Origin of the sequence: Bosea sp. Tri-49, from assembly GCF_003952665.1 — a bacterium.
Classification (GTDB): domain Bacteria; phylum Pseudomonadota; class Alphaproteobacteria; order Rhizobiales; family Beijerinckiaceae; genus Allobosea.
Genome location: NZ_CP017946.1, coordinates 2,563,192 through 2,587,558 on the forward strand (window position 1 = coordinate 2,563,192; position 24,367 = coordinate 2,587,558).

A 24,367-nucleotide genomic window follows, 5' to 3' on the forward strand; every position below is an offset into this window, starting at 1 on the left:
AGCTCTCATCGCGCCCCTCCCCGCCCGCCGCGGCCACTGGCATCGAGCTGCCCGATCGTCTCGAAGAAGCGGCCGAACACGTCGCGCGGCTGGCGGCCAGGACGCGGCGCGGCCACGCCCGATCGGACAGCGGCCGGAGCCGGCCTGGGCGGCGACTTGCCACCGGTCTTGCTCATGAATCCCCTCCTTCGTAACGGGCGTTGAAGCGGGCGAATTCGCGCACGAACTCGTCGAAGCGCCGGTTGGCGGCGATCAGTTCGCGCAGGGAAAACAGTGCGAGCCCCGAGGCGCAGAAGGCCCAGAGCAGCAGCGCGAGATGGCCGAGATCGCCGCGGGCGACGATCCCCGCCGCGGCTTCATCGAATGGGCTCATGACGACACCTCCCGGCGGCCATAGCCGACCGCCTCGCGTTTCTCGTCCTCATTGAGGAAGCTGGCGGCGGAGACCCGCCGCCAGAGCGATTCCCGCTCCTCCGCGAGCGCCTCGATCGCGTCGAGATCGGGCTCGAGGGTGAGCGCGTCGTCGAAGGCCGGGCCCAGCCATTGCGCCAGCGACTGCGCCGTGCGCCTGACCAGCGGGATCAGCGTCTGGCGCCAGAAGGCCCGGTTGGCCTCGGCGAAATTGGCGTGGGTGTTGTCGCCGGGCAGGCCGAGCAGCAACGGCGGCACGCCGAAGGCGAGCGCGATCTCGCGCGCCGCGACGCCCTTGGCGGCGACGAAGTCGAGCTCGGCCGGGGACAATGACAACGGCTTCCAGTCAAGCCCACCTTCGAGCAGCAGCGGGCGCCCGGCATTGCGCGCGCCCTGGAAACCGTCCTCCAGCTCCTGCTTCAGCCGCTCGAACTGCGCCTCGGTCAGCGTACCGCCTTCCGGCCCGTCGTAGACCAGGGCGCCCGAAGGCCGCGCCGCATTGTCGAGCAGCGCCTTGTGCCAGGCGCCGGCGGCGTTGTGGACGTCGAGCGAGCAGGCCGCCGCCTCGATCGGCGAGAGGCCGTAATGGTCGTCGACCGGGTGGAACAGCGAAAGGTGCAGGATCGGCGGCAGCGCGCCTTCGTCCTGGCGGAAGCGGATCGTCTGCGCGCCGACCGTATAGTCATAGGCTTCCGACCAGCCGTCGCGACCGGGCACCACGCGCATCCGGTCAGGCCGCAGCGCATAAAGTTCGCGCGGCTCGCGAGCGATGCTGGCGGCCTCGACATAGGCATTCCCGGCGACGAGCAGGTGGCCATAGAGCATCTCGCGGAAGGCGATGCCGCCCTGGCGCGGATTGGGCCGCTCGATCAGCGCCAGCGCCGGATGCTCCGGCATCTCGCGCTCGCCGACCTTGGCGATCAGCTGGGTCTGCGCCGCCGCCTCGGCGATCAATCGAACGCAGCGATGCACCACCGGATTGCGCTGATAGCCCTCGCGCGCCAGGGCGCCATAGTCGCGCGGCGTCCAGACCGGACGGCCAGCTTCGTGCAGGGCGATCAGCGGCCCGACGCGCGAGCGCTTCTGTTCCGGCGCGGCGAGGCCGCGCAGGCTGCGAAGGAAGTTGAGCATGGATGTCTCGCTATGAAGCGCACGTCATGCTCGGCCTTGAGCCGAGCATCTCATGCAGGATGGTCCTGAGATTCCCGGCTCCGCTTCGCGGTCCGGGAATGACGGCTGTTCCTAAAGCCCCCTCACCCGTGGCCGTCCCTTCGGCCCGAGCATCAGATGCGTCAGCGCCCAGACCAGCGCGTCGAGCCGGTCGGGCGAGCGGCCGGAGCTCAGGCCGGTCGGGCCGAAGTCGCACATCTCGTCCTCCAGCGCGGGAAAGGCGCCGGCGTGGTGCACGCGGCCCTGCGCATAAAGCGCCGCCACCGGCTCGGCCCGCAGGAATTTCCCGCGCGAAGCCCTGACCGGCGTCACCGGCACGCCCGGATCGACCTCGCGGATGACGCTTGTCGCCATCTCGCCGCCCTGGTTGACCTCGACGACCAGCGCATCAGCCTCCAGCCGGCGATAGAGCGCGACTGCGGCTTGCGCCCATTCATGCGGCTTGGCGCCGGCGAGCGTTGCATCTGCCAGCACATGGCCGATGCCGTCGCGATCGATCCCCGCCGCGACGAGCCCGCAGGAATCGGCCCGCATCGACGAGGAGGCCGGCGGATCGATCGCCACCACGATCCGCGCCAGCGGCGGCGCTTCCCGTTCACGGCACTCTTCGATCAATGCCCGGCTCCAGAGCGCGTCTGCACTCTCCTCGACGATCTCGCCTTCGAGCTCCTGCCGGCCGAGCCGCGTGCCGCGATAGGCTTGGCTCACGCTGTCGAGGAAGCTCGGCGCCAGGTTGAAGCGGTTGGCGCTGGTCGCCGCCCGGCTGACGGCGACGCGGGGATCATCGAGCAGCCGCTTGATCAAGGGTAGCGGACGCGGCGTCGTCGTCACCACCTGTCGCGGTCGCTCACCGAGTCTCAGGCCGAGCTGCAGCATGTCCCAGGTCTCCTGAAGGTTCGGCCATTTCGCCAGTTCGTCGGACCAGGCGGCGCCGAATTGGGGCCCGCGCAGCCCTTCCGGGTCCTCGGCAGTGAACACCTGCGCGATCGCGCCATTGCCCCATTCGAGGCGACGCCGCGACGGCGACCAGACCGGCTTCTCCCAGCGATGATGGATCGCCAGCAGCCCGGAGACGCCCTCGATCATTACATCGCGAACCTGAGCCTGCGTTTCGCCGACGAGCGCGATGCGGCCGACAGGTTCGCGGGCGATCGGGGCCAGTCCCAGCGCCATGCCCTTGACCCACTCTGCCCCGGTCCGGGTCTTGCCGGCGCCGCGTCCGCCAAGGACGAGCCAGGTCCACCAGGGCGGCAGGCGGCGGGATTTCTGGTCGGACCGTCCGTAATAGGTCCACTCCTGCTCGACGAGCCTAACCAGCTCCGGAGGCAGGTCCGGCAGGAGCTTGAGGAACAGTCTCACCTGCGTGATCGGCGATAAGGCGTTCCATGCGTCGTGCCAGCTCTCGCCGCAGTTCATCGACCCGGCGCACTCCTTCGGCGGGGCTGGGCTCATCCTCGGACTTTCCTCCCTCCCCCGCTGCGGCGGAATCCAGCGCGACCAGCTCGCGCACGGTGCGGGCCAGCGTCGCCAGCGTCTTGGCGTCGGCCTCGCTTGCCGCCGCGCCGGCCGGCAATTCGGCCAGATGCGCCTCATGCGCTTCGAGCTGCGTCTGCGCCGCCCTCCAGAGCTTGCTGATCACCGCCTTGCGGCCGCGCGGCGCGGGCTTGCGCTTCGCCGCCGGCCGAGCCGGGGCGGTCTCGTCATTCTCATCGGCCATGGGAAACCTCGGCTCGGCCCGGACACGCAAAAGCCGCCTGCTGGGCAGCGCGGCGGCTTCGTTCGTCTCAGGCACACTTCGTGAGCGTTCCTGATCTCTACCCGATCAGCGTCACGATGTCAAGGACAAAATTCCTAACACCATATCTGACATGGCCATCCTGTTATGCCAAGTGAGCTAGGTGTGACAGGCCAGCAGTCAGAGAACTGGGATGAGTTTCTATGACGACGAAGATACTAGAAGGTGTACCGGCGGGGACAGGGAATCCATGTTAGTGTCTGCTGTAATGGCGAGACTGCGGCTGATGCTCCGCGCAATCGATGAGGGCGAATATGCATGCACTGATGTCGATCTGGCCAACTTCCGATCCTACTTGGCGAACCTCGCACCGGGCGGCTTGAATGTCGAAGCTTTCGTTGATGCCGCTTCCGCTTGAGACCATAGCAGGTGACATTAAACGTGCGATCGATGCGAGACTTTACTATCCAGCCCTTCTGGTAACACTCACAATTCCAGAAATCTGCATGGGCCTGGCGATAGATAAATCGCAATTCGTCAAGCAGAAGCACTACGTCTCATTTGTAGATGAATTTACTACACCTCGAGAACTGGGTTTGGATGGAGCGTCGTGCTACCAACTTAGGGGCGGCCTTGTTCATCGTGGCGACCTCCGAGGCCATGCCTTCTTCCGAGGAACCCACGTGATTTTCACTGTACCTGAATCGGGGGGCGGCATTCACGCTTTGTCTATCGTGGTGGGAGAGAAGACAGCGGCCATGTTTGATCTGGTCACTTTTTGCAACGCGATGGTAATGGCAGCTAGGCGATGGTCTAGCCAAAATGCGGATAAGCCCCAAGTAGCGGAAAATCTGAAGAACCTAATTCGGTGGTGCCCAGAAGGCGTTCATCCTTTCGTCGGTGGCTCACCTGTTGTAGCGAGCGGGGAATGATTTCTGAGAACAAGACGACCCTACAGCGAAAGCTGGGAAGCACCGCGACGACGTCCTGAGGCGCGCGCTCACGACACCACGTATACAACTGGGACCTAGTTCCTATATCGACATCGCCGAAGTTTGTGGCTCAGGTTTCTGTCTTCTCCACCCATTTGATCTGGGTCTGCGGCCTGTAAGCCTCCATCTTGTCGAGCAGCGCGCCCGGGTCGGTCTCCATCATCGCCATGTCGCGATGAGCCTGCCACATGAAGCCGGCCTTCGTCGTGTTGTCGAGGAAGGCGGCGAGCGCGTCGTAGAAGCCGTCGATGTTGAGGAAGCCGAGCGGCTTGCCGTGGATGCCGAGCTGGCCCCAGGTCCAGATCTCGAAGATCTCCTCGAAGGTGCCGATACCGCCGGACATGGCGATGAAGCCGTCGGAAAGCTCGGCCATGCGCGCCTTGCGGATATGCATGGTCTCGACCACTTCGAGCCTGGTCAGCTTGTTATGGCCGACCTCCTTCTCGCGCAGCGCCCGCGGGATCACGCCATGGACCTCGCCGCCGGCTTCGAGCGCGGCATTGGCGACGATGCCCATCAGGCCGACAGCGCCGCCACCATAGACCAATGTCAGGCCGCGCCTGGCTATTGCCGTGCCCATGGCGCGGGCGCCCTCGGCATGGACGGGGTCATGGCCCGGGCTCGAGCCGCAGAAGACACAGACGGATTTCATGAGGCGAGTGCTTGCAAGATGCGGGCCCAGGAGCGCTGGCCCTTGTGGAAGGAAGACAGGTCATACTTCTCGTTTGGCGAGTGGACCCGGTCGTCGTCGAGGCCGAAGCCGACGAAGAGCGTGTCGAGCCCGAGCGTGCGCTTGAAGTCGCCGCCGACCGGAATCGAGCCGCCGCTGCCGATCGAGACGACGCGGCCGCCCCATTCCTCGGCCAAAGCCTTGCGCGCCTTCTGCAGGACGGGAGAATCGACCGGCACGGCCAGCGCCGGCGAGCCGGAATGGCCGATGAACTCGGCGGTGACGTCCTCCGGCAGGCGCTCGCGCACGAACTGGTGAAAGGCGGCGGCAATTTTCGCCGGGTCCTGGTCGCCGACGAGGCGGAACGAGACCTTGGCCGAGGCCTTGGCAGCGATCACCGTTTTCGAGCCCTCGCCGGTATAGCCGCCCCAGATGCCGTTGACGTCGCAGGTCGGGCGCGACTGGATCTGCTCGATCAGCATACGGCCCTTCTCACCGACCGAGTGCTTCAGTCCGATCTGGCCGAGGAATTCCTTCTCGGTCAGGTTGAGATCGGCCCATTCCGCCTTCTGCGCGTTGGTCGGCTCATGCACGCCCTCATAGAAGCCGGGGATGGTGATCCGGCCGGTTTCGTCATGGATCTCGGCGATGATCTTGGTCAGCACATGGATCGGGTTCGCGGCGGCGCCGCCGAACAGGCCAGAATGCAGGTCGCGATCGGCGGCGGTCAGCCTGACCTCCTGATAGACCATGCCGCGCAGGGTCGAGGTGATCAGCGGCGTGACGCGATCCCACATGCCGGTGTCGCAGACCAGCGCGAAGTCCGCCTTCAGCTCCGCCGCATTGGCCTTGATGAAGCCCGGCAGGTTGACCGAACCGGATTCCTCCTCACCCTCGACCAGAATGGTGAGGCCGATCGGCAGGTCGCCGGTCTCGGCGAGCGTGGCGCGGATCGCCTCGACGAAGGTCATGACCTGGCCCTTGTCGTCGCAGGCGCCGCGGGCGAGGATCGCCTTCCGCCCCGGCTCGATCTCCTTGACGGCCGGCTTGAACGGGTCGTTGTCCCACAGCTCCAGCGGATCGACCGGCTGAACGTCGTAATGGCCGTAGAACAGCGCGTGCGGCGCGCCGGGCTTCGGGCGATGCGCAAGCACGACCGGATGGCCGCCGGTCTCGCGCAGTTCGGCCTTGAAGCCGAGGCTTTCAAGGTCGCGACGGAGCCATTCGGCCGCCTGGCGCGTCTGCGGATCGAAGGCGGGATCGGTCCCGATCGAGGGGATTTCGAGCCAGGAAGACAGGCGAGCCAGCGAAGCGTCGAGATCGGCGTCGAGGCGGGAGAGGATGGCGGGAAGCTGGGACATGGGCGCTCACTGGAGGCTGATTCCGGTGGCGCCATCATGCCCAGTCGCGCGGACGACGCCAGCCGTCCGTGCGCATGGCGGAAAACGAATTACCGCCGCCCGCCCGTCAAGCTCCCGAGCACGCCGCGCAGGATCGCGGTGCCGACCTGCCGGCCGATCGAGGTCGCGGCCGAGCGTGCCGCCGAGGTGATGATCTTCTCGGTCATGCTCTGTGGCAGCGGCCCGCCACGGCTGCCGGGCCCGGTCTTGGGACGCTGGCCGCTGCTACCGCCGCCGAGCCAGCCGCCGATCGTGTCGAGGATGCCACCGCCACCTTCGGTCGAGGCCTCGACCGGCGAGCCGTCGGCCTTCATCCCCTTGCGCTGCATCAGCGCCTCATAGGCCGAATCGCGGTCGACCATCGTGTCGTATTTGCCGGTGAAGCCGGAGTCGCGCATGCACTGCGTCCGCTCCTGCGGCGTGATCGGTCCGACCTGCGCCATCGGCGGGGCAACCAGGCAGCGCTCGACGATGGTCGGCGAGCCCTTGCCTTCCAGCGTCGAGACCAATGCCTCGCCGACGGCGAGCTGGGTGATCGCCTGCTCGGTGTTGATCTTCGGGTTCTGCCGGAAGGTCTCGGCGGCGGCCCTGACCGCCTTCTGGTCGCGCGGGGTAAAGGCGCGCAGAGCGTGCTGGACGCGGTTGCCGAGCTGGGCCAGCACGGTATCGGGAATATCGAGCGGGTTCTGGGTGACGAAATAGACGCCGACGCCCTTCGAGCGGATCAGCCGCACCACCTGTTCGACCGCCGTCAGCAACGCCTTGGGCGCGCCGTTGAAGAGCAGATGCGCCTCGTCGAAGAAGAAGACGAGCTTGGGCTTGTCGAGGTCGCCGACCTCGGGCAGCTGCTCGAACAGCTCGGAGAGCAGCCAGAGCAGGAAGGTGGCGTAGAGCCGCGGATTGGCCATTAGCTTGTCGGCGGCCATGATGTTGATGATGCCGCGGCCGTCGCGATCGGTCTTCATCAGGTCGTTGATGTCGAGCGCCGGCTCGCCGAAGAACAGATCGCCCTTCTGGTTCTCCAGCACGAGCAGAGCGCGCTGGATCGTGCCGACCGAGGCGGAGGTGACGTTGCCGTACTTGGTCGTCAGCTCCTGCGCATTCTCGGCGATGAAGGCGAGGATCGCGCGCAGATCCTTGAGGTCGAGCAGCAGGAGCTTCTGCTCGTCGGCGATACGGAAGGCGATGTTGAGCACGCCCTCCTGGGTGTCGTTGAGGTCGAGCAGGCGCGCCAGCAGCAGCGGCCCCATTTCCGAAATGGTGGCGCGGACCGGATGGCCCTGCTCGCCGAACACATCCCAGAACACGGTGGTGAACTGGTCGGGCTCGTATTTCAGCCCGAGCTCCTCGGCGCGCTTGACGAAGGGTGGCTTGGAATTGCCCGGCGCGGCGATACCGGAGAGGTCGCCCTTGATATCAGCGGCGAAGACCGGAACGCCGTGCTTGGCGAAGCCTTCGGCCAGAACCTGCAGGGTCACCGTCTTGCCGGTGCCGGTCGCGCCAGTGACCAGGCCATGGCGGTTGGCGAGCTTGAGCAGCAGCACCTCCGGCTTCTCGCTCTTGCCGATCAGGATCGTGCCGTCATCCGCCATGGTCGCGCCTGTTCCGTTGCCATAAGGTCGTGGAAAGGGTGTAGCGAAACGAGAACTTGGGCGGAAGCATGAAGATCGCTTCCACCCGGGATAGTTTATGTATAAACTATCTTCTGGAACGCCGGATGACTCGGCATGAGAGGACCGCACGATGGATGAACTGATCTCCCGCATCATGGCTGCTTCCGGCCTCGACGAGTCGCTGGCGAAAAAGGCGATCGGCATCATCCTCGCTTTCCTGCAGAAGGAAGGTCCCGCGGCCGAGATCAGCCAGCTGATGGGAGCGCTGCCTGGCGCCCAGGATCTGGCTGAAGCCGAGGGCGGCGCCAAGGGCGGGCTGATGGGTGCGATCGGCGGCCTGATGGGCGGTGGCGGCGGCGTGATGGCGCTCGGCGGCCAGCTGATGGGCGCTGGCCTGTCGATGGGCCAGATCCAGACCGTCTCGAAGGAGATGTTTGCGGTTGGCCGCGAGAAGGCGGGCGAGGATACGATGGGCGCCATCGTCGGCGCAATCCCGGGCCTCGGTCAGTTCGTCTGAGCCGGACAAGACTTCGCAGAATTTCATGACGCCGCTCGCACAGGGCGGCGTTTTCGTTTGCAGGCATAGGAGTTCCCTTTCGCGGGATTAGGCATTTCGGCACGGCTTTCCGACCAACGGGGCATTTGCGTTCGCGCCGAGCCATGGCAATCAGGACTTCGCGGTTGCACAATGGGCCGCCAACCGGCGCGCATTCCATCGCCTGACGAGAATGGCAGAGGGAAAGCGCGCAAGGAGTTCGTTGCTGATGACCTCGACCGTCCTCGCCGACCTGTCCTTCATGGACGCCTTCCCCACGCCGGGCGAAGCGCAGTGGCGCGCGGCGGTCGACAAGGTGCTGAAGGGCGCCGATTTCGAGAAGAAACTGGTCGGGCGGACCTCGGACGGCATCCGCATCGAACCGCTCTATGAGGCCGCAGCCGGGTCGAGTTCCCGCCCTTTACGCGCCCAGGCTGGGCGCTGGCATGTTACGGCGCGCGTCGATCACCCTGACGAGGCCGAAGCTGCGAAGCTCGCACTCGCCGATCTGGAAGGTGGCGCCGACTCGCTCAGTCTGAGTTTCGCCGGCGCTCTTGCAGCGCGCGGCTTCGGCCTGCGAGCGACGACGATCGAGGCGCTCGACACGGCGCTCGATGGCGTAATGCTCGATCTCGTCAGGCTGCGGCTCGACACGGCGCCCGGCGGCCGCAAGCACGCCCTGCTGCTGGCCGATCTGGCCGAGAAACGCGGCCATGCACCCTCCTCGCTCCAGATCGATTTCGGCATGGAGCCGATCGGCGTGCTCGCGAGCTCGGGGGCGCTTGCGGTGCAACTGCCCGAGCTCGGCAAGCGGATCGCTGAGACCATCGCCAACCTGAAGGGGCGGGGCTTCACCGGCCCGTTTGTCGCGGCCGATGGCCGGATCTGGCATGAGGCCGGCGCGACCGAAGGGCAGGAACTCGGCGCCGTGCTGGCGACGGCGGTGACCTATCTACGCCTGCTGGAAGCCGAAGGGGTACCGCTCGCCCAAGCGCGCGATGCCATCTCCTTCACCCTCGTGGTCGACGCCGACGAATTCGTCAGCGTCGCCAAGCTGCGGGCCGCGCGCCTGCTCTGGGACCGGGTGCAGCGTGCCTGCGGGCTCGATCCTGAGCCCGTCTTCATCCATGCCGAGACGGCCTGGCGCTCGCTGACGCGGCGCGATCCCTGGGTCAATCTGCTGCGCGGTACGATCGCCACCTTTTCGGCTGGCGTCGGCGGCGCAGATTCGATCAGCGTGCAGCCCTTCACCGCGGCGCTCGGCCTGCCCGACGGCTTCGCCCGCCGCATCGCCCGCAACACCCAGCTGATCCTGCTGGAGGAAGCCAATCTCTGGCGTGTCGCCGATCCGGCAGCCGGTGCGGGCGGTTTCGAACAGCTGACGCAGGCGCTGTGCGAGCAGGGCTGGCGCAAGTTCCAGGACCTCGAGGCGGAGAGCGTCGACGGCCTCACCGGCATCGTCGCCGCCCTCGCCAACGGCCATGTCCAGACAGGCCTCGGACGCGAGCGCGCTACCCGCGCGAAAGCCATCGCGACCCGGCGCGAGCCGATCACCGGCACGAGCGAGTTTCCGAACCTGTCGGAAGCCTCGGTCTCGGTGCTGGCGCCACCACCCGCTGCCTTAGCCGAGCCTGCCGGAAACAGCGTGATTACGGTCGAGGCTCTACCAAGCGTCCGCCTGGCCGAACCGTTCGAGGCGCTACGCGCCAGCGCCGATATCGCCGAAGCGGCCGGCGAGCGGCCGAAGGCGTTCCTCGCCACGCTTGGGCCGATCGCGGGCTTCGCCGCACGCGCCGGCTTCGCCCGCAACCTGTTCGAGGCAGGGGGCATGGCTGCGCCTTCTGGCGACGGTTTCGCCAAGACAGGAGCTACCGATCTCGACGCGCTCGTCGCAGCCTTCCGCGCTTCGGGCGCGAAGCTCGCCTGCCTCTGCGGCTCCGACGAGGCCTATGCGAGCGAGGCGATCCCGGCTGCAGCAGCCCTGACCGCGGCCGGCGCCACGATCTGGCTTGCTGGCCGCCCCGGCGAGCAGGAGGCGGCGCTGCGCGAGGCCGGTGTGACGAATTTCGTCTTCGCCGGCTGCGACGCCGTCGCGGTGCTGCAGGATGCGCTGGCGATCGCCATATCCCCGGTCAGTACGAACAAGGGATGATCATGCCGATCGCGCTCACCATTGCCGGCTCCGACTCCAGCGGCGGCGCCGGCATCCAGGCCGACCTCAAGACCTTCGCCGCGCATCAGGTCTACGGCGCCAGCGTCATCGTCGCGCTGACCGCGCAGAACACGACTGCCGTGACGGCGATCCATCCGGTGCCAGCCGATTTCGTCGCCGCGCAGATCGACGCCGTCTTCGACGATCTCAAGGTCGATTCGATCAAGATCGGCATGCTGGCCACGGCCGAGCTAATCGAGACCGTCGCCGACGGGCTCGAGCGCCATAACGCGAAGAACATCGTACTCGATCCGGTCATGATCGCGGCCTCCGGCGGGCGCCTCCTGCAGGAAGAGGCGATCGAGGCGCTGAAGCGTCGCCTGCTGCCGCTCTGCACGATCGTCACGCCCAACCTGCCCGAGGCGGCCGCCCTGCTCGGAACCGCCATGGCGGAGACCGAGGACGCTGCTGCGGAGCAAGCCGAAGCCCTGCTCGCGTTCGGCCCGGCTAACGTCCTGGTCAAGGGCGGACACGGCACCAGCGACGACAGCGTCGACGTCCTGATCGGCAAGGACGGTCGCCGCGAGCGCCTGGTCGCGCCGCGCATCGCCACGCAGAACACCCACGGCACCGGCTGCACGCTGTCCTCGGCAATCGCCTCCGGTCTCGCCCACGGCATCGCGCTCAACGAGGCGGTGGCGCTGGCCAAAAGCTACATTTCAGCCGCGATCGCGGCCTCGGACGCGGTCAAGGTTGGCCGCGGCCACGGACCGGTGCATCATTTCCACCATTGGTGGGACAGGCCAGACGGGAGCAAGCCATGACCGCGATCCCGGATTTCACGAAGCTCGCCTTCGCCGACACGGCAGCGAGCGCGACCGCTCTGCAGAGCGCGGGCGAGCTCTGGCAGACGCCGGAGGACATCCCAGTCAAGTCGATCTACACGGCCGCGGATCGTGACGGCCTGCCCTTCGTCGACACGCTGCCCGGCATCGCGCCCTATCTGCGCGGCCCCTACCCGACCATGTACGTCAACCAGCCCTGGACGATCCGGCAATATGCCGGCTTCTCCACGGCGGAAGATTCGAACGCCTTCTACCGGCGCAACCTCGCCGCCGGCCAGAAGGGTCTGTCGGTCGCCTTCGATCTCGCCACCCATCGCGGCTATGACAGCGACCATCCGCGCGTCGGCGGCGATGTCGGCATGGCAGGCGTCGCGATCGATTCGATCTACGACATGCGCACGCTATTCTCCGGTATACCGCTCGACCAGATGAGCGTGTCGATGACGATGAACGGCGCCGTTCTGCCGGTGCTGGCGCTCTATATCGTCGCGGCGGAAGAACAGGGCGTGCCGGCGGCCAAGCTCTCGGGGACCATCCAGAACGACATCCTCAAGGAGTTCATGGTCCGCAACACCTATATCTACCCGCCCTCGCCCTCAATGCGGATCATCGGCGACATCTTCGCCTATACCTCGGCGAACATGCCGAAGTTCAACTCGATCTCGATCTCCGGCTATCACATGCAAGAGGCCGGAGCGACGCAGGACCTCGAACTCGGCTACACGCTCGCCGACGGCGTCGAATACATCCGCGCCGGCCAGCAGGCGGGCCTCGGCGTCGATATCTTCGCGCCGCGGCTCTCCTTCTTCTGGGCCATCGGCATGAACTTCTTCATGGAGGTGGCGAAGCTCCGGGCTGCCAGGCTGATCTGGGCCAAGCTGGTCAAGGATTTCGGGGCACAGAACGAGAAGTCGCTGCCCTTGCGCACCCATTGCCAGACCTCCGGCTGGTCGCTGACGGCGCAGGACGTCTTCAACAACGTGCCGCGCACGATGATCGAGGCGATGGCTGCAACGCAGGGGCACACCCAGTCGCTGCACACCAACGCCCTCGACGAGGCCCTGGCGCTGCCGACCGATTTCTCCGCCCGCATCGCCCGCAACACCCAGATCGTGCTGCAGCAGGAGAGCGGCACCAACCGGATCATCGATCCCTGGGGCGGCTCCTATTATGTCGAGCGGCTCACCGCCGAACTCGCCGCCAAGGCTTGGGGCCATATCCAGGAGGTCGAGGCGCTGGGCGGCATGGCCAAGGCGATCGAGGCCGGCATTCCCAAGCTCCGGATCGAGGAGGCCGCCGCCAAGACGCAAGCGCGCATCGACGGCCGCCAGCAATCGATCATCGGCGTCAACATCTTCAAGCCCGAGAACGAGGCGGCGATCGACGTCCTCAAGGTCGACAATGCCTCGGTCCGCGCTCAGCAGCTCGACAAGCTCAGGCGCCTCAAGGCCGAGCGCAACGAGAGTGAGACACAGGCGGCGCTGACCGCCCTGACCAATGGCGCGCAAGGCAATGGCAATCTGCTCGACCTCGCGGTCAAGGCGGCGCGGGCGAAGGCGACCGTCGGCGAAATCTCGATGGCGATGGAGACGGTGTTCGGGCGCCATCGCGCCGAGATCAAGGCGATCTCGGGCGTCTACAAGCGGGAGGTCGGCGAGATGAACCCTGCCGTGACACGCGTGCAATTGATGTGCGAGGCCTTCGAAGAGGCGGATGGGCGCCGCCCACGCATCCTCGTCGCCAAGATGGGCCAGGACGGCCACGACCGCGGCCAGAAGGTGATCGCCTCGGCCTTCGCCGATCTCGGCTTCGACGTCGACATCGGCCCGCTCTTCGCCACCCCGGACGAGGCGGCGCGCCAGGGCGTCGAGAACGACGTCCATATCGTCGGCGTCTCGTCGCTGGCGGCCGGCCATCTCACTCTGGTGCCGGAATTGAAGGCGGCACTCGCCAAGGCCGGCCGGCCTGACATCATGATCGTCGTCGGCGGCGTGATCCCGCCGCAGGATTTCGACGCCCTGATCGAGGCCGGCGCCAGCGCGATCTTCCCACCCGGCACCGTGATCGCGGACGCGGCCGAGAAGCTGCTGGAAGAGCTCAACCAGCGCCTCGGCTACGCGCAGAAAAGCGCGGCGGAGTGATCCGCCGCGCTGCGTTGACCATCATCGCTCACCAGCCGCCGCGCCAGCGGTGATAGTACCGCGGCGGAGGCGGCGGGCCGTAGAAGCGCGGGCCGTCGTAATGGCGGCGCCAGCGCGGCACGCCCCAGTAGCCATAGGCTCGCGGCGGCGGGGCGCGCCAGCCATAGCCGGGGCCGTCATAATAAGCCTGCTGGATCAGGACGCCGGCCTCCGCCTTGCTGGGCGATGCCGCGCTGATCCCGAGCGCAGCAGCAGCGATGAGGCCGGCAGAAGCGAGGGTACGAAACATCTTGATGTCTCCTCTTGCCGGAGCAGGAAGGCTTCCCGCTCTGGCAAGCACCATCGCGCAGCCAGGCTGAACCGGTTTTGAGCGGGATGTTCAGCAGGCGTTTATGTCAGCGCCCAGCCAGCGCGTCCCGCTTCATCAGCAGGGACGCCCCGATCACCGCGACCGCCACCGCTGCGATCATGATCGTGCAGGCGGCGTTGATCTCGGGCGTGACGCCGAGGCGAATCGCCGAATAGAGCCGCATCGGCAGCGTCGTCGCGCCAGGCCCGGTGGTGAAGCTCGCGATGACGAGATCGTCGAGCGAGAGCGTGAAGGCCAGCATCCATGCGGCGGCGATCGCCGGCCAGATCAGCGGTAGCGTCACCGTCGCAAACGTTTCGAACGGGGTCGCACCGAGATCGCGGGCGGCTTCCTCCAGCGAACGGTCGAAGCCGGCGAGCCTGGCCTGCACGACGATGCAGGCGAAGCCGAGACTGAAGGTCGCGTGGGCGATGATCACGGTCCAATAGCCGCGCTCGACATCGCCGGCGACGAAGAGCAGCAGCAGCGACAGGCCGGTGATCACCTCCGGCATCACCAAGGGCGCCATCACCATGCCTGAGAACAGGGTGCGGCCCACGAAGACCAGGTAGCGCGTCAGCGCCAGTGCCGCCAGCGTGCCGAGTATCGTCGCCAGCGTCGCCGAGACCAGCGCGACACGGATCGTCAGCCAGGCCGCATCGAGCAGCGGTTGGTTGTTCAGCAGCGCACCGTACCAGTGCGTCGAGAAGCCACCCCAGACAGTCACCAGCCGCGAGGCATTGAAGGAATAGGCGACCAGCGCGATGATCGGCAGATAAAGGAAAGCAAAGCCGGCGACGAGCGCAGCGAGATGGAAGGCTCCAAAGCGCCTCATCGCACGCTGGCCTCCCCTTGTCCGCGCGCCCGCTGCAGCAGCATCAGCGGCAGGACGAGGACGACGAGCAGCACGATCGCCACCGCCGAGGCCAGCGGCCAGTCGCGATTGGAGAAGAACTCGTTCCAGAGCACCTTGCCGACCATCAGCGTGTCGGAACCGCCGAGCAGATCAGGGATGACGAACTCGCCGATCGCCGGGATGAAGACCAGGGCCGAGCCGGCGAGGATGCCGGGAATCGAAAGCGGCAAGGTCACGGTCAGGAAGGTGGTCAGCGGCGTCGCGCCAAGATCGGACGCCGCCTCCAGCAAGGTGCCGTCGAGCTTCTGCAGCGTCGAGAACAGCGGCAGCACCATGAAGGGCAGATAGGAATAGACCATGCCGATCAGCACGGCGGCATCGGTGTTGAGCAGGCGCAGAGGCTCAGTTGTCAGCCCGATCCCCATCAGCGCCATGTCGAGCAACCCGTCCGGCCGCAGGATGCCGATCCAAGCGTAGACGCGGATCAGGAACGAGGTCCAGAACGGCAGGATGACGAGGACGAGCAGGATGCCCTGCCAGCGCTTGGGCGCCAGCGCCATTGCATAGGCGAGCGGGTAGCCGATCGCGAGCGCGATCAGCGTCGTCAGCGCTGCGATACGCAGCGAGGAAAGATAGCTCTGCCAATAGAGCGGATCGTCGCCGAGCAGGCGGAAATTCTCGAAATCGAGCGCAACCAGGAACTCGCCGAGCTGGCTGATGCCGGGGAAATGCGGTGCATAGGGCGGCTGGTCGGTCGCGGCGTCGGAGAGTGCGATCCTGAGCACGATGACGAAGGGCGCGAGGAAAAAAGCGACAAGCCAAAGATAAGGGATGGCCGCGACCAGCAGGCCTCGCCCGGTCCCGCTGCTTCGGGGAACCGGCGTGCTCACGACGCCAGCACCATGCCGGCCTCGACGTCCCAGGAGAGCCAGACCTTGTCTTCCCAGGCGAAAGGTCGCTCGATGCGCCGCGTGCGGTTGGTCAGCGAGACCTTGAAGAGCTTGCCCTCGTCGCCGCCGACCATGACCTGGACCATGGTCATGTCGCCGAGATAGCCGATGTCCCAGATCTCGCCGGCGACCTTGTTGACGCCCTGCTGCGGCTCGTCATGGCTGAGTACGATCTTCTCAGGGCGCAGGCCGACGGTGAGCGCATCCCCCGGCCGGCAGCTTGGGGCATCCTCGTCGAGCTCGATCACACCAACGGGAAGGCTCTCCAACGTGACGAGATCGCCGTCGACAGCTGTCACCCTGGCCTCGATCAGGTTGATGTCGCCGACGAACTCCGCGACGAAGCGGCTCGACGGCGCCTCGTAGATCAGGTCGGGTGGCGCGATCTGGAGCAGCCGGCCATGGTCCATCACCGCCATGCGGTCGGCCATGGTCATGGCCTCGTCCTGATCGTGCGTGACGACCATGAAGGTCAAACCGAGATCGGCCTGCAGGTCCATCAGCTCATATTGCGTCTCTTCGCGCAGTTTCTTGTCGAGCGCGCCCAGGGGCTCGTCGAGCAGGAGCAGCTTGGGCTGCTTGACCAAGGCACGGGCGAGCGCGACGCGCTGGCGCTGGCCGCCGGAAAGCTGGTCAGGCCAGCGCTTCTCCAGACCAACGAGCCGGACGCGCCCGAGCATGGCGTCGACCCGCGCGGCGATCTCCATCTTGGGGAGGCCGTCACGCTTGAGTCCATAGGCGATGTTGTCGCCGACGCTCATATGCGGGAACAGCGCATAGGACTGGAACATCATGTTGACCGGCCGCTTGTGCGGCGGCACGGCGGTGATGTCGACGCCGTCGAGGAGGATCTCGCCTTCATCGGGCTGCTCGAAGCCGGCGAGCATGCGCATCAGCGTGGTCTTGCCGCAGCCGGAGGGGCCCAGCAGCGCGAAGAATTCGCGGTGATGGATCGAGAGCGACAGCCTATCGACGGCTACCACCGCACCGAAGCGCTTGGTCACGTTGCGGAATTCGACCAACGGCTTGGCAGCAGGGTCGTTCCAGGGCTGGAAGTCGCGCCGGACGCTGCCGGGCGAGGCGCGCCTTCCACCCGCCTCCGGCCGGCTCGGATCCCTGTTCACCTGCCGCTCTTGACGCGGGTCCACAGCCGGTTGACCACCCGCTGCGTCTTCTGGTCGTAGGGCGTGATCGTATAGAGCCGGCCCATCACCGCATCCGGCGGATAGATGCCGGGATTGTCGCGGACCTCGGCTGAAAGCAGCGGCTTGGAGGCTATGTTGCCGTTGGCGTACTGGATGAAGTCCGAGTTCTTCGCCGCCATGTCGGGACGGTTGACGAAGTCGATGAACTTCAGCGCCGCCTCCTGGTTGCCGGCATCCTTCGGGATGACGAAGGAATCGAACCACATCAGCGCGCCTTCCTTCGGGATCGCATAGGCGATCTCGACCTTGTTCTTGGCTTCGCTGGCGCGCTTCCTGGCCTGCAGCACGTCGCCGGAATAACCCACCGCCAGGCAGATATCGCCGTTGGCGAGCGCATTGATGTACTCCGACGAGTGGAATTTCTGGATGTGCGGGCGGATCTTGCGCAGCAGCTCGCCGGCCTTGTTGAGATCGGCCTCGTTCTTCGAATCGGGATCGAGCCCGAGATAGCGCAGCGCCGCCGGGAACATCTCCTCGACCGCATCGAGCACATGCACCCCGCAATTGGAGAGCTTCTTCAGCTTCTCGGGATCGAAGACGATGTTCCAGCTGTCGATCACGGCGTCGTTGCCGAGCCGCTCCTTCACCTTGGAGACGTTGTAGCCGATCGCGGTGGTACCCCACATGTAGTTCGCGGCGAACTTGTTGCCGGGATCGTATTTCGACAGGCGCTTCTGGATCTCGGGCCAGGCGTTCTTGAGGTTCGGCACCTTGGCGGTGTCGACCGGCGTGTAGAGACCGAGCGGAATGTGCCTGGGCAGGAAGGAGGCGGTGACGACGACGAGGTCGTAGCCGGTCTTGCCGGCGAGCAGCTTGGTCTCGACCGTCTCCATCTGGTCGAAAGTGTCGTAGACGACGGTGATGCCAGTCTCTTTCTTGAAGGCGTCGAGCACCTCCGGATTGACGTAATCCGACCAGTTGAAGATGCGCAGTTCCTTATTGTCCTGCGCTCCTGCCGGACCGGCCGCGAGAGCGAGCCCGAAAGCCGCCGCAGCGGCCAACCCATGCATAACCGACGTCAAAGTGCGCAATCTGCCCCTCCTCTAGATTTCGCGCCGGCAAGCTAGCAGCTTGCGGCCAAGCCTCAACCTCGATTTCGTGATCGGCGATGCTCCGTCGCGCCTTGTGGCACGGGTGCCGCGCCACCTATTTTCCTCAGGAGTATGATCCGGCGCTTTCTCCTCCTCTTCACCCTGATTTTCCTGCTCCCGCTCGGCACGCATGCCGCCTGGTGGCAATGGCAGCCGCTCGCGTCCGACTGGGCACGTGCCGACTGGTCGAGCGCAGCGCTCCTGCCCGCCCCCGGCATCGAGACCGAAGCGACTGTTCATGTCTTCGCTGCCCGCGTCGGCCGCTGGCGCGGCGTCTTCGCCCATCATTCCTGGGTGGTGGTGAAGGAGAAAAACGCCTCGGCCTACACCCGCTTCGACGTCGTCGGCTGGGGCAATCCGGTGCGCGTCAACGTCCGCGCCGCCGACGGGCGCTGGTATGGCAACGTGCCGGAGCTGGTCAGCGAGATCAGGGGCACTGCGGCCGAGGCGCTGATCCCGCGCATCCGCGAGGCTGTGAAGAGCTACAGCTACAGCACGAATGGCTCCTATGCGGCCTGGCCGGGACCCAACTCCAACAGCTTCGTCCAGCATATCCTTGCGGAAGTGCCAGAGCTCGGCCGCGCCCTGCCGCCGACGGCGATTGGCAAGGACTGGCGCGGGGACGGCCTTTACGCCGGCTGGACGCCGAGCCGCACCGGTTTGCAAGCCTCGCTTTACGGGCTAGCGGGTGTCACGCTCGGCTGGGTCGAGGGCATCGAGATCAATCTGCTCGGCCTCGTCGCCGGCTTCGACCTGCAGCGGCCAGCGCTGAAGCTGCCGGGCTGGGGGCGCATCGGCTTCTCGGCCTGACCGTCAATTCCGCAGCACCAGACACGCCCCACCCGCCTGCCGCAGGCGATTGCAGGCCAGCGTCGCCTCGCGCAGGCTCTGCGCCGGCAACCTGACGCGATAGAAGCGGCCCCTGCCTCGCCCCGGCACGGCAGAGCCCAGGATCATGGTCGGCTTGCCTGATAGCAGCGAGGCGAAACGCGCGGCGACACGCTGATAGGAGGCGATGGCGCGCGCCTTCGAGGCATTGCCGGCGAGTTGCACCCCAAACGGCCCATAGGCGCCCTCGACCAGCACGGCCGGCGTCGTGATGCGGATCGAAGCGACTGTGGCGAGGCAGTCGGTCTCCTCCCGCGTCGCCGGGGGCGGAGACTCCCCAGCTCCTAGCCGCCATTCTTCTACGGGACGACCGGTGATGAAGCGGACATAGGCCTGCGTCTCGTAGGGCAGCGTGCCGCCGCGCTCGACCCAGCGCGCGACACGGTTCGGCCCGCCATTGTAGGCGGCTGCGGCGAGGCCGAGATTGCCGAGCTGGTTCTTGAGCGCCGCGAGGAACGACGCCGAAGCCGGGATCGCCGCCTCCGGGTCGAACGGGTCGGCAAGGCCGCGCTCGTTCGCCGTGCCCGGCATGAACTGGGCAATGCCTTGCGCGCCGGCCGGGCTGACAACGTTTGGCCGGAAGCTGCTCTCGCGCCAGATCAGGCGCGTGAAGAAAGCGATGGGCAGATCGTGCGTCTTCGCGGCGCCCTCGATCAGGCGGCAAATGGTCTGAGCCACACTCTCGGTCTGCGGCTCGGCCCAGGCCGAACCGCTGAGGAGCGTGGCGGCGAGCGCCGCAGCGAGAATGCGGCGGCGCCCTGCCCTCACGCGGCTTCGAGCGCCTGGGCGAGATCCGAGATCAAGTCCTCAATGTTCTCGATGCCGACCGAGATCCGGATCAGCGCATCGGTGAGGCCGATCTCCTCGCGCAATTCGCGGGCGACACCGGAATGGGTCATCGCGGCGGGATGCGAGACCAGCGTCTCGGTGCCGCCGAGGCTGACCGCGAGCTTCATGATCTGGAGATTGTCCAGCACGGCGAAGGCTTCCTTCTCGCCGCCCTTGACGTCGAAGGCGAAGGTCGAGCCGGGTGCGCTGCACTGGCGGTCGAACACTGCTTTGCGCGGGTCACCGTCCTCGAGATTGCCGAGATAGTGCACCTTGGCGACCTTGGGATGCGCCGCGAGATAGTCCGCGACCTTGCGGCCGTTCTCGTTCGAGCGGCTCATGCGGATGTCTAGCGTTTCGAGCGAGCGCATCAGCATCCAGCAGGAATTGGGATCGAGCTGCGTGCCGAGCGAGCCGCGCCAGGCCTTGACCTGCCGCACCAGCTTTTCCGAGCCGCTGATCGAGCCACCGACGAGATCGCTGTGACCGCCGACATATTTGGTCAGCGACAGCAGGCTAAGGTCGGCGCCGTGCTTCAGCGGCTTCTGGAACATCGGCCCCAGCATGGTGTTGTCGACAACCACCGGCGGGCGATGGCCCTGCGACTTTTCCAGCTCGTCGGCGATCGCAGCGCAGGCCGAAAGATCGACCAGCCCGTTGGTCGGGTTGGCCGGCGTCTCGACCAGGATCATCGCGACCCGGCCCTTGGCGGCGGCGGCCTCGGCGACCGCCCGCATCTGCGCGACGTCGATGCCGTCGGTGAAGCCGAAGGGCGTGACGCCGAAGGCGCCCATCTGGTTCTTCAGCAAGGTCTCGGTGCCGCCATAGAGCGGCCGGCTGTGGATGATGGTGTCGCCCGGCCGCAGGAAAGCAAAGCAGGTCGTCGCGATCGCAGCCATACCGCTGGCGAAGACGGCGCATTTCTCGGCCTCGTCCCAGATCGCCAGGCGATCCTCGAGGATCTCCATGTTCGGATGGTTGAAGCGCGAATAGACTAGGCCCGACTTTTCGCCCGGCTTGAGCTGGCGGCGGCCGGCGGTCAGATCGAAGAAGTCCTTGCCCTGCTGGGCGTTCTCGAAAACGAAGGTCGAGGTCAGGAAGACCGGCGGCTTGAGCGAGCCTTCCGACATTGCGGGGGAATAACCGAAGCCCATCATCAGGGTCTCGGGATGGAGCCGGCGATTGGCAATCCGGTCCTTGTGATAGTTGTCGTCGCTCATGATTGCCTCCTAGAGCCGGATGATTTCAGATGGAATCGCAAGGCGCTTCCATCTGAAATCTGAATCCGTCTCTCACCAAAGAGTTAGAGCAGGATCACAGCGAAAAACCGGTTCCCACTTTTTCGCATCCTGCTCTTGCCGGCCAGCGCGGCCCCGCGACACGAGCCTAGGACGATCCTAAGGCCATTGCATGAACGATCACCCGTGCTCTAGAGCAAGATTTTGCAGCTTCCTGCTCACTTGAACGCCCGGAGGAGCAGATCATGCTCGATACGATCGACCGTCGCATGCTGACCTTGCTGCAGGAGGATGGCCGCATCACCAATCAGGACCTGTCGGAGAAGGTCGGCCTGTCGCCGACGCCCTGCCTGCGCCGGCTGAAGCGGCTGGAGGAGACCGGCGTCATCAAGGGTTATTCGGCGATCGTCGACCCCAAGGCCTACGGCCTGCCCTTCAGCGTCTTCGTCTCGGTCCGGCTCAGCCAGCAGAACACGGAGCACATTGCCGAATTCGAGAAGGCGATCGAAAACTGGCCGGAAGTGGCGGAGTGCTACCTGATGACCGGCAGCCAGGACTACCTGCTGCGCGTCCTGACCGACGGCATCGAGGGCTATGAGCGCTTCCTGAAGCAGAAGATGACGCGGCTGAAATGCGTCCAGTCGGTCGAATCCAACTTCGCGCTGGCGACGATCAAGAAGCGGGTCGGTCTGCCGCCGCTGTAGCTCGGCCATCGGCGCAAGGAACGCACCGCCCTACATGCCGGCACGGCAAGGCTGCCATGTGACCATGTACGGTTGCCGCCGCCCGGGCTCCCCCTAAGCTCCACCGGCAAGGCCTGTCGCCAAAGACGGGCCGCACGGAGGAACACCATGAGCAGAGCACTTCGCGCCGGCGGCGCAGCGTCGCTGTTTGCCATCGCCACCGTCTTGGTCGCCACATCCCTGCCTGCACGGGCTGAGCTTTCGAGCGCAGTCAAGCGCTCGGAGCAGGCCGTCGCCGGCCTGCAGGGGCCGGCGGAGCTCATCCTCGATCAATGGGGCGTGGCGCACATCTACGCAGCCTCCACCCGCGATGCGCTGTTCCTGCAAGGCTACAATGCGGCACGAGACCGGCTCTGGCAGATCGATCTCTGGCGCAAGCGCGGGCTCGGGTTGCTGGCCAAGGATTTCGGCCCGTCCTATGTCGCGCAGGATCGCGCCGCCCGGCTCTTCCTTTATCGCGGCGAGATGGACAAGGAATGGGCCGCCTATGGCCCCGACGCCAAGGCCTATACCGACGCTTTCGTCGCCGGCATCAACGCGCGCGTCGACGAGGTGCGCTCCGGCAAGCAGCCGCTGCCGCTCGACTTCCGCGTCTCAGGCACCCTCCCGGATCGCTGGAGCGCCGAGGATGTGGTGCGCATCCGCAGCCATGGCCTGACCCGCAACGTGATGTCCGAGGTGGTGCGCGCCCGTGTCGCCTGCGCCGCCGGGGTAGAAGCGGATCGCTTCCGGCGCGTACTGGAGCCGAGCGTGAAAACCAAGGTGCCGGAGGGGCTCGATCCCTGCACGATCAAGCCCGACATCCTCGACGACTATAATCTCGCGACGCGCGAGGTGACCTTCGCCGCTCCCGGCGAGAAGCGCGCCGCGCTCGACCGTGACGCCATCTTCGCCGCGGCCGGCGACAGCATCTCGACCATCGGCTCGAACAACTGGACGATCGCGGCGAGCCGCACGGCGACCGGCCGGCCGATCCTGGCCAACGACCCGCACCGCGCCCATGGCGTGCCGTCGCTGCGCTATGTCGTGCACCTCAATGCGCCCGGCCTCTCGGTGATCGGCGGCGGCGAGCCTGCCTTGCCCGGCATCTCGATCGGCCATAATGGCGAGATCGCCTTCGGTCTGACGATCTTCGCGATCGATCAGGAAGACCTCTACGTCTACGAGACCAACCCGGCCAATCCGAACCAGTATCGCTACGGCGGCGGCTGGGAGGAGATGCGGACCGTCAACGAGACGATCGAGGTCAAGGGCGAGGCGCCGCGCCAGATCGACCTGAAATTCACCCGCCACGGCCCGATCATGAAGGCCGAGCCCGACGAGAAGCGCGCCTTCGCGATCCGCACGGTCTGGTTCGAGCCGGGAACCTCGGCCTATTTCAACTCGGCCGAATACATGACGGCGAAGGACTGGGCCGGCTTCAAGAAGGCGATGGCCGAATGGGGCGCGCCGTCCGAGAACCAAGTCTATGCCGACAACAAGGGCAATATCGGCTGGATCGTCGGCGGGCGCGCGCCGCAGCGGCCGAACCATGACGGCCTGATGCCGGTGCCCGGCGATGGCCGCTATGAATGGACCGGTTTCATGAAGGCGGGCGAGTTACCGGAGGTCTACAATCCGACCGAGGGCTTCTTCGCCACCGCCAACGAGATGAACATCCCGAAGGATCACCCGCTGCTCGCCAAGCGCATCGGCTTCGAATGGTCGGATCCCTCGCGGATCAACCGGATCAAGGCCGTGCTCGGCACCAAGACCAAGGTGACGCTGGCGGACGCGATGACCCTGCAGAACGACGACAGCTCCGACAATGCCCGCAAGCTCTCCGCCCTGCTCGCGCCGCTGTCCTCTGACGATCCGGTCACGGCCGAAGGCCTGAAGCTGATCAAGGGCTGGAACCACGAGACTGCGGTGGATAGCGCCGCCGCCGCTCTCTCCGAGGTCTGGATGAGCAAGCATCTCGGCCGCGCGCTGACGGCCAAGGCCGTGCCGGAAAAGGCGCGTAGCGTGATCGGCCCGCTCGATGTGGCTGCCGTCGTCGCCTATCTGCAGGCGCCCGACAACGCGCTCGGCGCCGACCCGAAGGCCGCGCGCGATGCGCTGCTGCTCGAGACGCTGAAAGCGGCGATGGAGGAGCTGCGGCAGACGCTCGGCCCGGATGTCGCAAGCTGGAACTGGGGCAAGATCCACCACGCGCAGTTCGACCATGCGCTCTCGCCGCTCGCCGGCGGCCCAGACCGCGCGCAGCTCAATGTCGGCCGGCTCGCCATGGGCGGCTCGGCCTTCAGCCCGCGCGCGGCCTCCTACCGGATCTCCGATTTCAAGGTCACGGCGGGTGCCTCGTTCCGCATGGTGCTGGATGTCGGCAACTGGGACGAAAGCCGCTTCATCAATACGCCCGGGCAGTCCGGCGACGCCTACAGCCCGCATTATCGCGATCTCGCGCCGCTCTGGGCCGCCGGCGACTATGCGCCGCTGCTCTATTCGCGGGAGGCGATCGAGAAGGCGGCGCGTTCCGTCATCGCGCTCAAGCCGGCTGGCTGAAGCGATAAGGACCT

Annotated in this window: 23 protein-coding genes; 8 read left to right on the forward strand and 15 right to left on the reverse strand. The window is 66.2% G+C overall.

Going from position 1 to position 24,367, the window contains the following annotated elements:
* Nucleotides 1-5: 5 nt before the first annotated feature.
* From BLM15_RS31365 to BLM15_RS31370, 5 genes are all read right to left on the reverse strand, one after another.
* Nucleotides 6-176, reverse strand: a complete 171-nt coding sequence (locus tag BLM15_RS31365; protein ID WP_164547508.1) for a hypothetical protein — start codon at nt 174-176, stop codon at nt 6-8.
* On the reverse strand, nt 173-373 hold the full coding sequence (locus BLM15_RS12655) for a hypothetical protein (RefSeq protein ID WP_092156177.1): 201 nt from the start codon (nt 371-373) through the stop codon (nt 173-175). Before BLM15_RS12655 ends, BLM15_RS31365 begins: the two co-directional genes overlap by 4 nt.
* Nucleotides 370-1,542, reverse strand: a complete 1,173-nt coding sequence (locus tag BLM15_RS12660; protein WP_126113091.1) for a phage portal protein — start codon at nt 1,540-1,542, stop codon at nt 370-372. The genes BLM15_RS12655 and BLM15_RS12660 overlap by 4 nt, the downstream gene beginning before the upstream one ends.
* A gap of 111 nt (nt 1,543-1,653) precedes the next feature.
* Nucleotides 1,654-2,940 (reverse strand): DNA-packaging protein, encoded by a 1,287-nt coding sequence (locus tag BLM15_RS12665; RefSeq protein ID WP_236846649.1) that lies wholly within the window; start codon nt 2,938-2,940, stop codon nt 1,654-1,656.
* Nucleotides 2,891-3,298: a hypothetical protein gene (locus tag BLM15_RS31370; RefSeq protein WP_129267007.1), complete on the reverse strand. Its 408-nt coding sequence runs from the start codon at nt 3,296-3,298 to the stop codon at nt 2,891-2,893. The genes BLM15_RS12665 and BLM15_RS31370 overlap by 50 nt, the downstream gene beginning before the upstream one ends.
* Nucleotides 3,299-3,699: 401 nt before the next feature.
* On the opposite strand from BLM15_RS31370, the gene BLM15_RS12670 reads away from it, so the two are divergent.
* On the forward strand, nt 3,700-4,248 hold the full coding sequence (locus BLM15_RS12670; protein ID WP_126113092.1) for a hypothetical protein: 549 nt from the start codon (nt 3,700-3,702) through the stop codon (nt 4,246-4,248).
* A 130-nt stretch (nt 4,249-4,378) separates the two neighbouring features.
* On the opposite strand, the gene BLM15_RS12675 is transcribed toward BLM15_RS12670, so the two are convergent.
* The 3 genes from BLM15_RS12675 to BLM15_RS12685 form a co-directional block, all read right to left on the reverse strand.
* A complete protein-coding gene (locus BLM15_RS12675) occupies nt 4,379-4,960 on the reverse strand; it encodes an LOG family protein (RefSeq protein ID WP_126113093.1) in 582 nt (193 codons plus the stop codon).
* On the reverse strand, nt 4,957-6,339 hold the full coding sequence (locus BLM15_RS12680; RefSeq protein ID WP_126113094.1) for a M20/M25/M40 family metallo-hydrolase: 1,383 nt from the start codon (nt 6,337-6,339) through the stop codon (nt 4,957-4,959). The genes BLM15_RS12675 and BLM15_RS12680 overlap by 4 nt, the downstream gene beginning before the upstream one ends.
* 89 nt (nt 6,340-6,428) lie before the next feature.
* Nucleotides 6,429-7,970 (reverse strand): helicase HerA-like domain-containing protein, encoded by a 1,542-nt coding sequence (locus BLM15_RS12685; protein ID WP_126113095.1) that lies wholly within the window; start codon nt 7,968-7,970, stop codon nt 6,429-6,431.
* A 151-nt stretch (nt 7,971-8,121) separates the two neighbouring features.
* On the opposite strand from BLM15_RS12685, the gene BLM15_RS12690 reads away from it, so the two are divergent.
* The 4 genes from BLM15_RS12690 to scpA all read left to right on the forward strand — a co-directional run bounded on the left by BLM15_RS12690 (nt 8,122) and on the right by scpA (nt 13,664).
* Entirely contained in the window at nt 8,122-8,508 is a 387-nt protein-coding gene (locus BLM15_RS12690) for a DUF2267 domain-containing protein (protein WP_126113096.1), read from the forward strand.
* Between the two features lie 247 nt (nt 8,509-8,755).
* A complete protein-coding gene (locus BLM15_RS12695; RefSeq protein WP_126113097.1) occupies nt 8,756-10,678 on the forward strand; it encodes a methylmalonyl-CoA mutase subunit beta in 1,923 nt (640 codons plus the stop codon).
* Nucleotides 10,675-11,502 carry a bifunctional hydroxymethylpyrimidine kinase/phosphomethylpyrimidine kinase gene (gene thiD / locus BLM15_RS12700; protein WP_126113098.1) on the forward strand — a complete coding sequence of 276 codons (828 nt, stop codon included), beginning with the start codon at nt 10,675-10,677 and terminating at the stop codon, nt 11,500-11,502. The genes BLM15_RS12695 and thiD overlap by 4 nt, the downstream gene beginning before the upstream one ends.
* On the forward strand, nt 11,499-13,664 hold the full coding sequence (gene scpA / locus BLM15_RS12705) for a methylmalonyl-CoA mutase (protein ID WP_126113099.1): 2,166 nt from the start codon (nt 11,499-11,501) through the stop codon (nt 13,662-13,664). Before thiD ends, scpA begins: the two co-directional genes overlap by 4 nt.
* A 28-nt stretch (nt 13,665-13,692) precedes the next feature.
* Here scpA and BLM15_RS12710 read toward each other — a convergent pair whose 3' ends face one another.
* The 5 genes from BLM15_RS12710 to BLM15_RS12730 form a co-directional block, all read right to left on the reverse strand.
* Nucleotides 13,693-13,953, reverse strand: a complete 261-nt coding sequence (locus BLM15_RS12710; RefSeq protein ID WP_126113100.1) for a hypothetical protein — start codon at nt 13,951-13,953, stop codon at nt 13,693-13,695.
* Nucleotides 13,954-14,059: 106 nt separating this feature from the next.
* Nucleotides 14,060-14,848, reverse strand: a complete 789-nt coding sequence (locus BLM15_RS12715; protein WP_126113101.1) for an ABC transporter permease — start codon at nt 14,846-14,848, stop codon at nt 14,060-14,062.
* Entirely contained in the window at nt 14,845-15,759 is a 915-nt protein-coding gene (locus tag BLM15_RS12720; RefSeq protein WP_236846650.1) for an ABC transporter permease, read from the reverse strand. The genes BLM15_RS12715 and BLM15_RS12720 overlap by 4 nt, the downstream gene beginning before the upstream one ends.
* The gene (locus BLM15_RS12725) at nt 15,756-16,943 is read right to left on the reverse strand and encodes an ABC transporter ATP-binding protein (protein ID WP_126113102.1); all 1,188 of its coding nucleotides are present in this window, start codon (nt 16,941-16,943) and stop codon (nt 15,756-15,758) included. Before BLM15_RS12725 ends, BLM15_RS12720 begins: the two co-directional genes overlap by 4 nt.
* Nucleotides 16,940-18,034 (reverse strand): polyamine ABC transporter substrate-binding protein, encoded by a 1,095-nt coding sequence (locus BLM15_RS12730; RefSeq protein ID WP_126116158.1) that lies wholly within the window; start codon nt 18,032-18,034, stop codon nt 16,940-16,942. Before BLM15_RS12730 ends, BLM15_RS12725 begins: the two co-directional genes overlap by 4 nt.
* A 153-nt stretch (nt 18,035-18,187) precedes the next feature.
* On the opposite strand from BLM15_RS12730, the gene BLM15_RS12735 reads away from it, so the two are divergent.
* Entirely contained in the window at nt 18,188-18,925 is a 738-nt protein-coding gene (locus BLM15_RS12735) for a DUF3750 domain-containing protein (RefSeq protein WP_126113103.1), read from the forward strand.
* A 3-nt stretch (nt 18,926-18,928) separates the two neighbouring features.
* Here BLM15_RS12735 and BLM15_RS12740 read toward each other — a convergent pair whose 3' ends face one another.
* Nucleotides 18,929-19,771, reverse strand: a complete 843-nt coding sequence (locus tag BLM15_RS12740) for a lytic transglycosylase domain-containing protein (RefSeq protein ID WP_126113104.1) — start codon at nt 19,769-19,771, stop codon at nt 18,929-18,931.
* Entirely contained in the window at nt 19,768-21,051 is a 1,284-nt protein-coding gene (locus tag BLM15_RS12745; protein ID WP_126113105.1) for a cystathionine gamma-synthase family protein, read from the reverse strand. The genes BLM15_RS12740 and BLM15_RS12745 overlap by 4 nt, the downstream gene beginning before the upstream one ends.
* A gap of 263 nt (nt 21,052-21,314) precedes the next feature.
* On the opposite strand from BLM15_RS12745, the gene BLM15_RS12750 reads away from it, so the two are divergent.
* Nucleotides 21,315-21,773: an Lrp/AsnC family transcriptional regulator gene (locus BLM15_RS12750; protein WP_126113106.1), complete on the forward strand. Its 459-nt coding sequence runs from the start codon at nt 21,315-21,317 to the stop codon at nt 21,771-21,773.
* Between the two features lie 147 nt (nt 21,774-21,920).
* Nucleotides 21,921-24,353, forward strand: coding sequence for a penicillin acylase family protein (locus BLM15_RS12755; RefSeq protein ID WP_126113107.1), 2,433 nt, complete (start codon nt 21,921-21,923; stop codon nt 24,351-24,353).
* Nucleotides 24,354-24,367 lie beyond the last annotated feature (14 nt).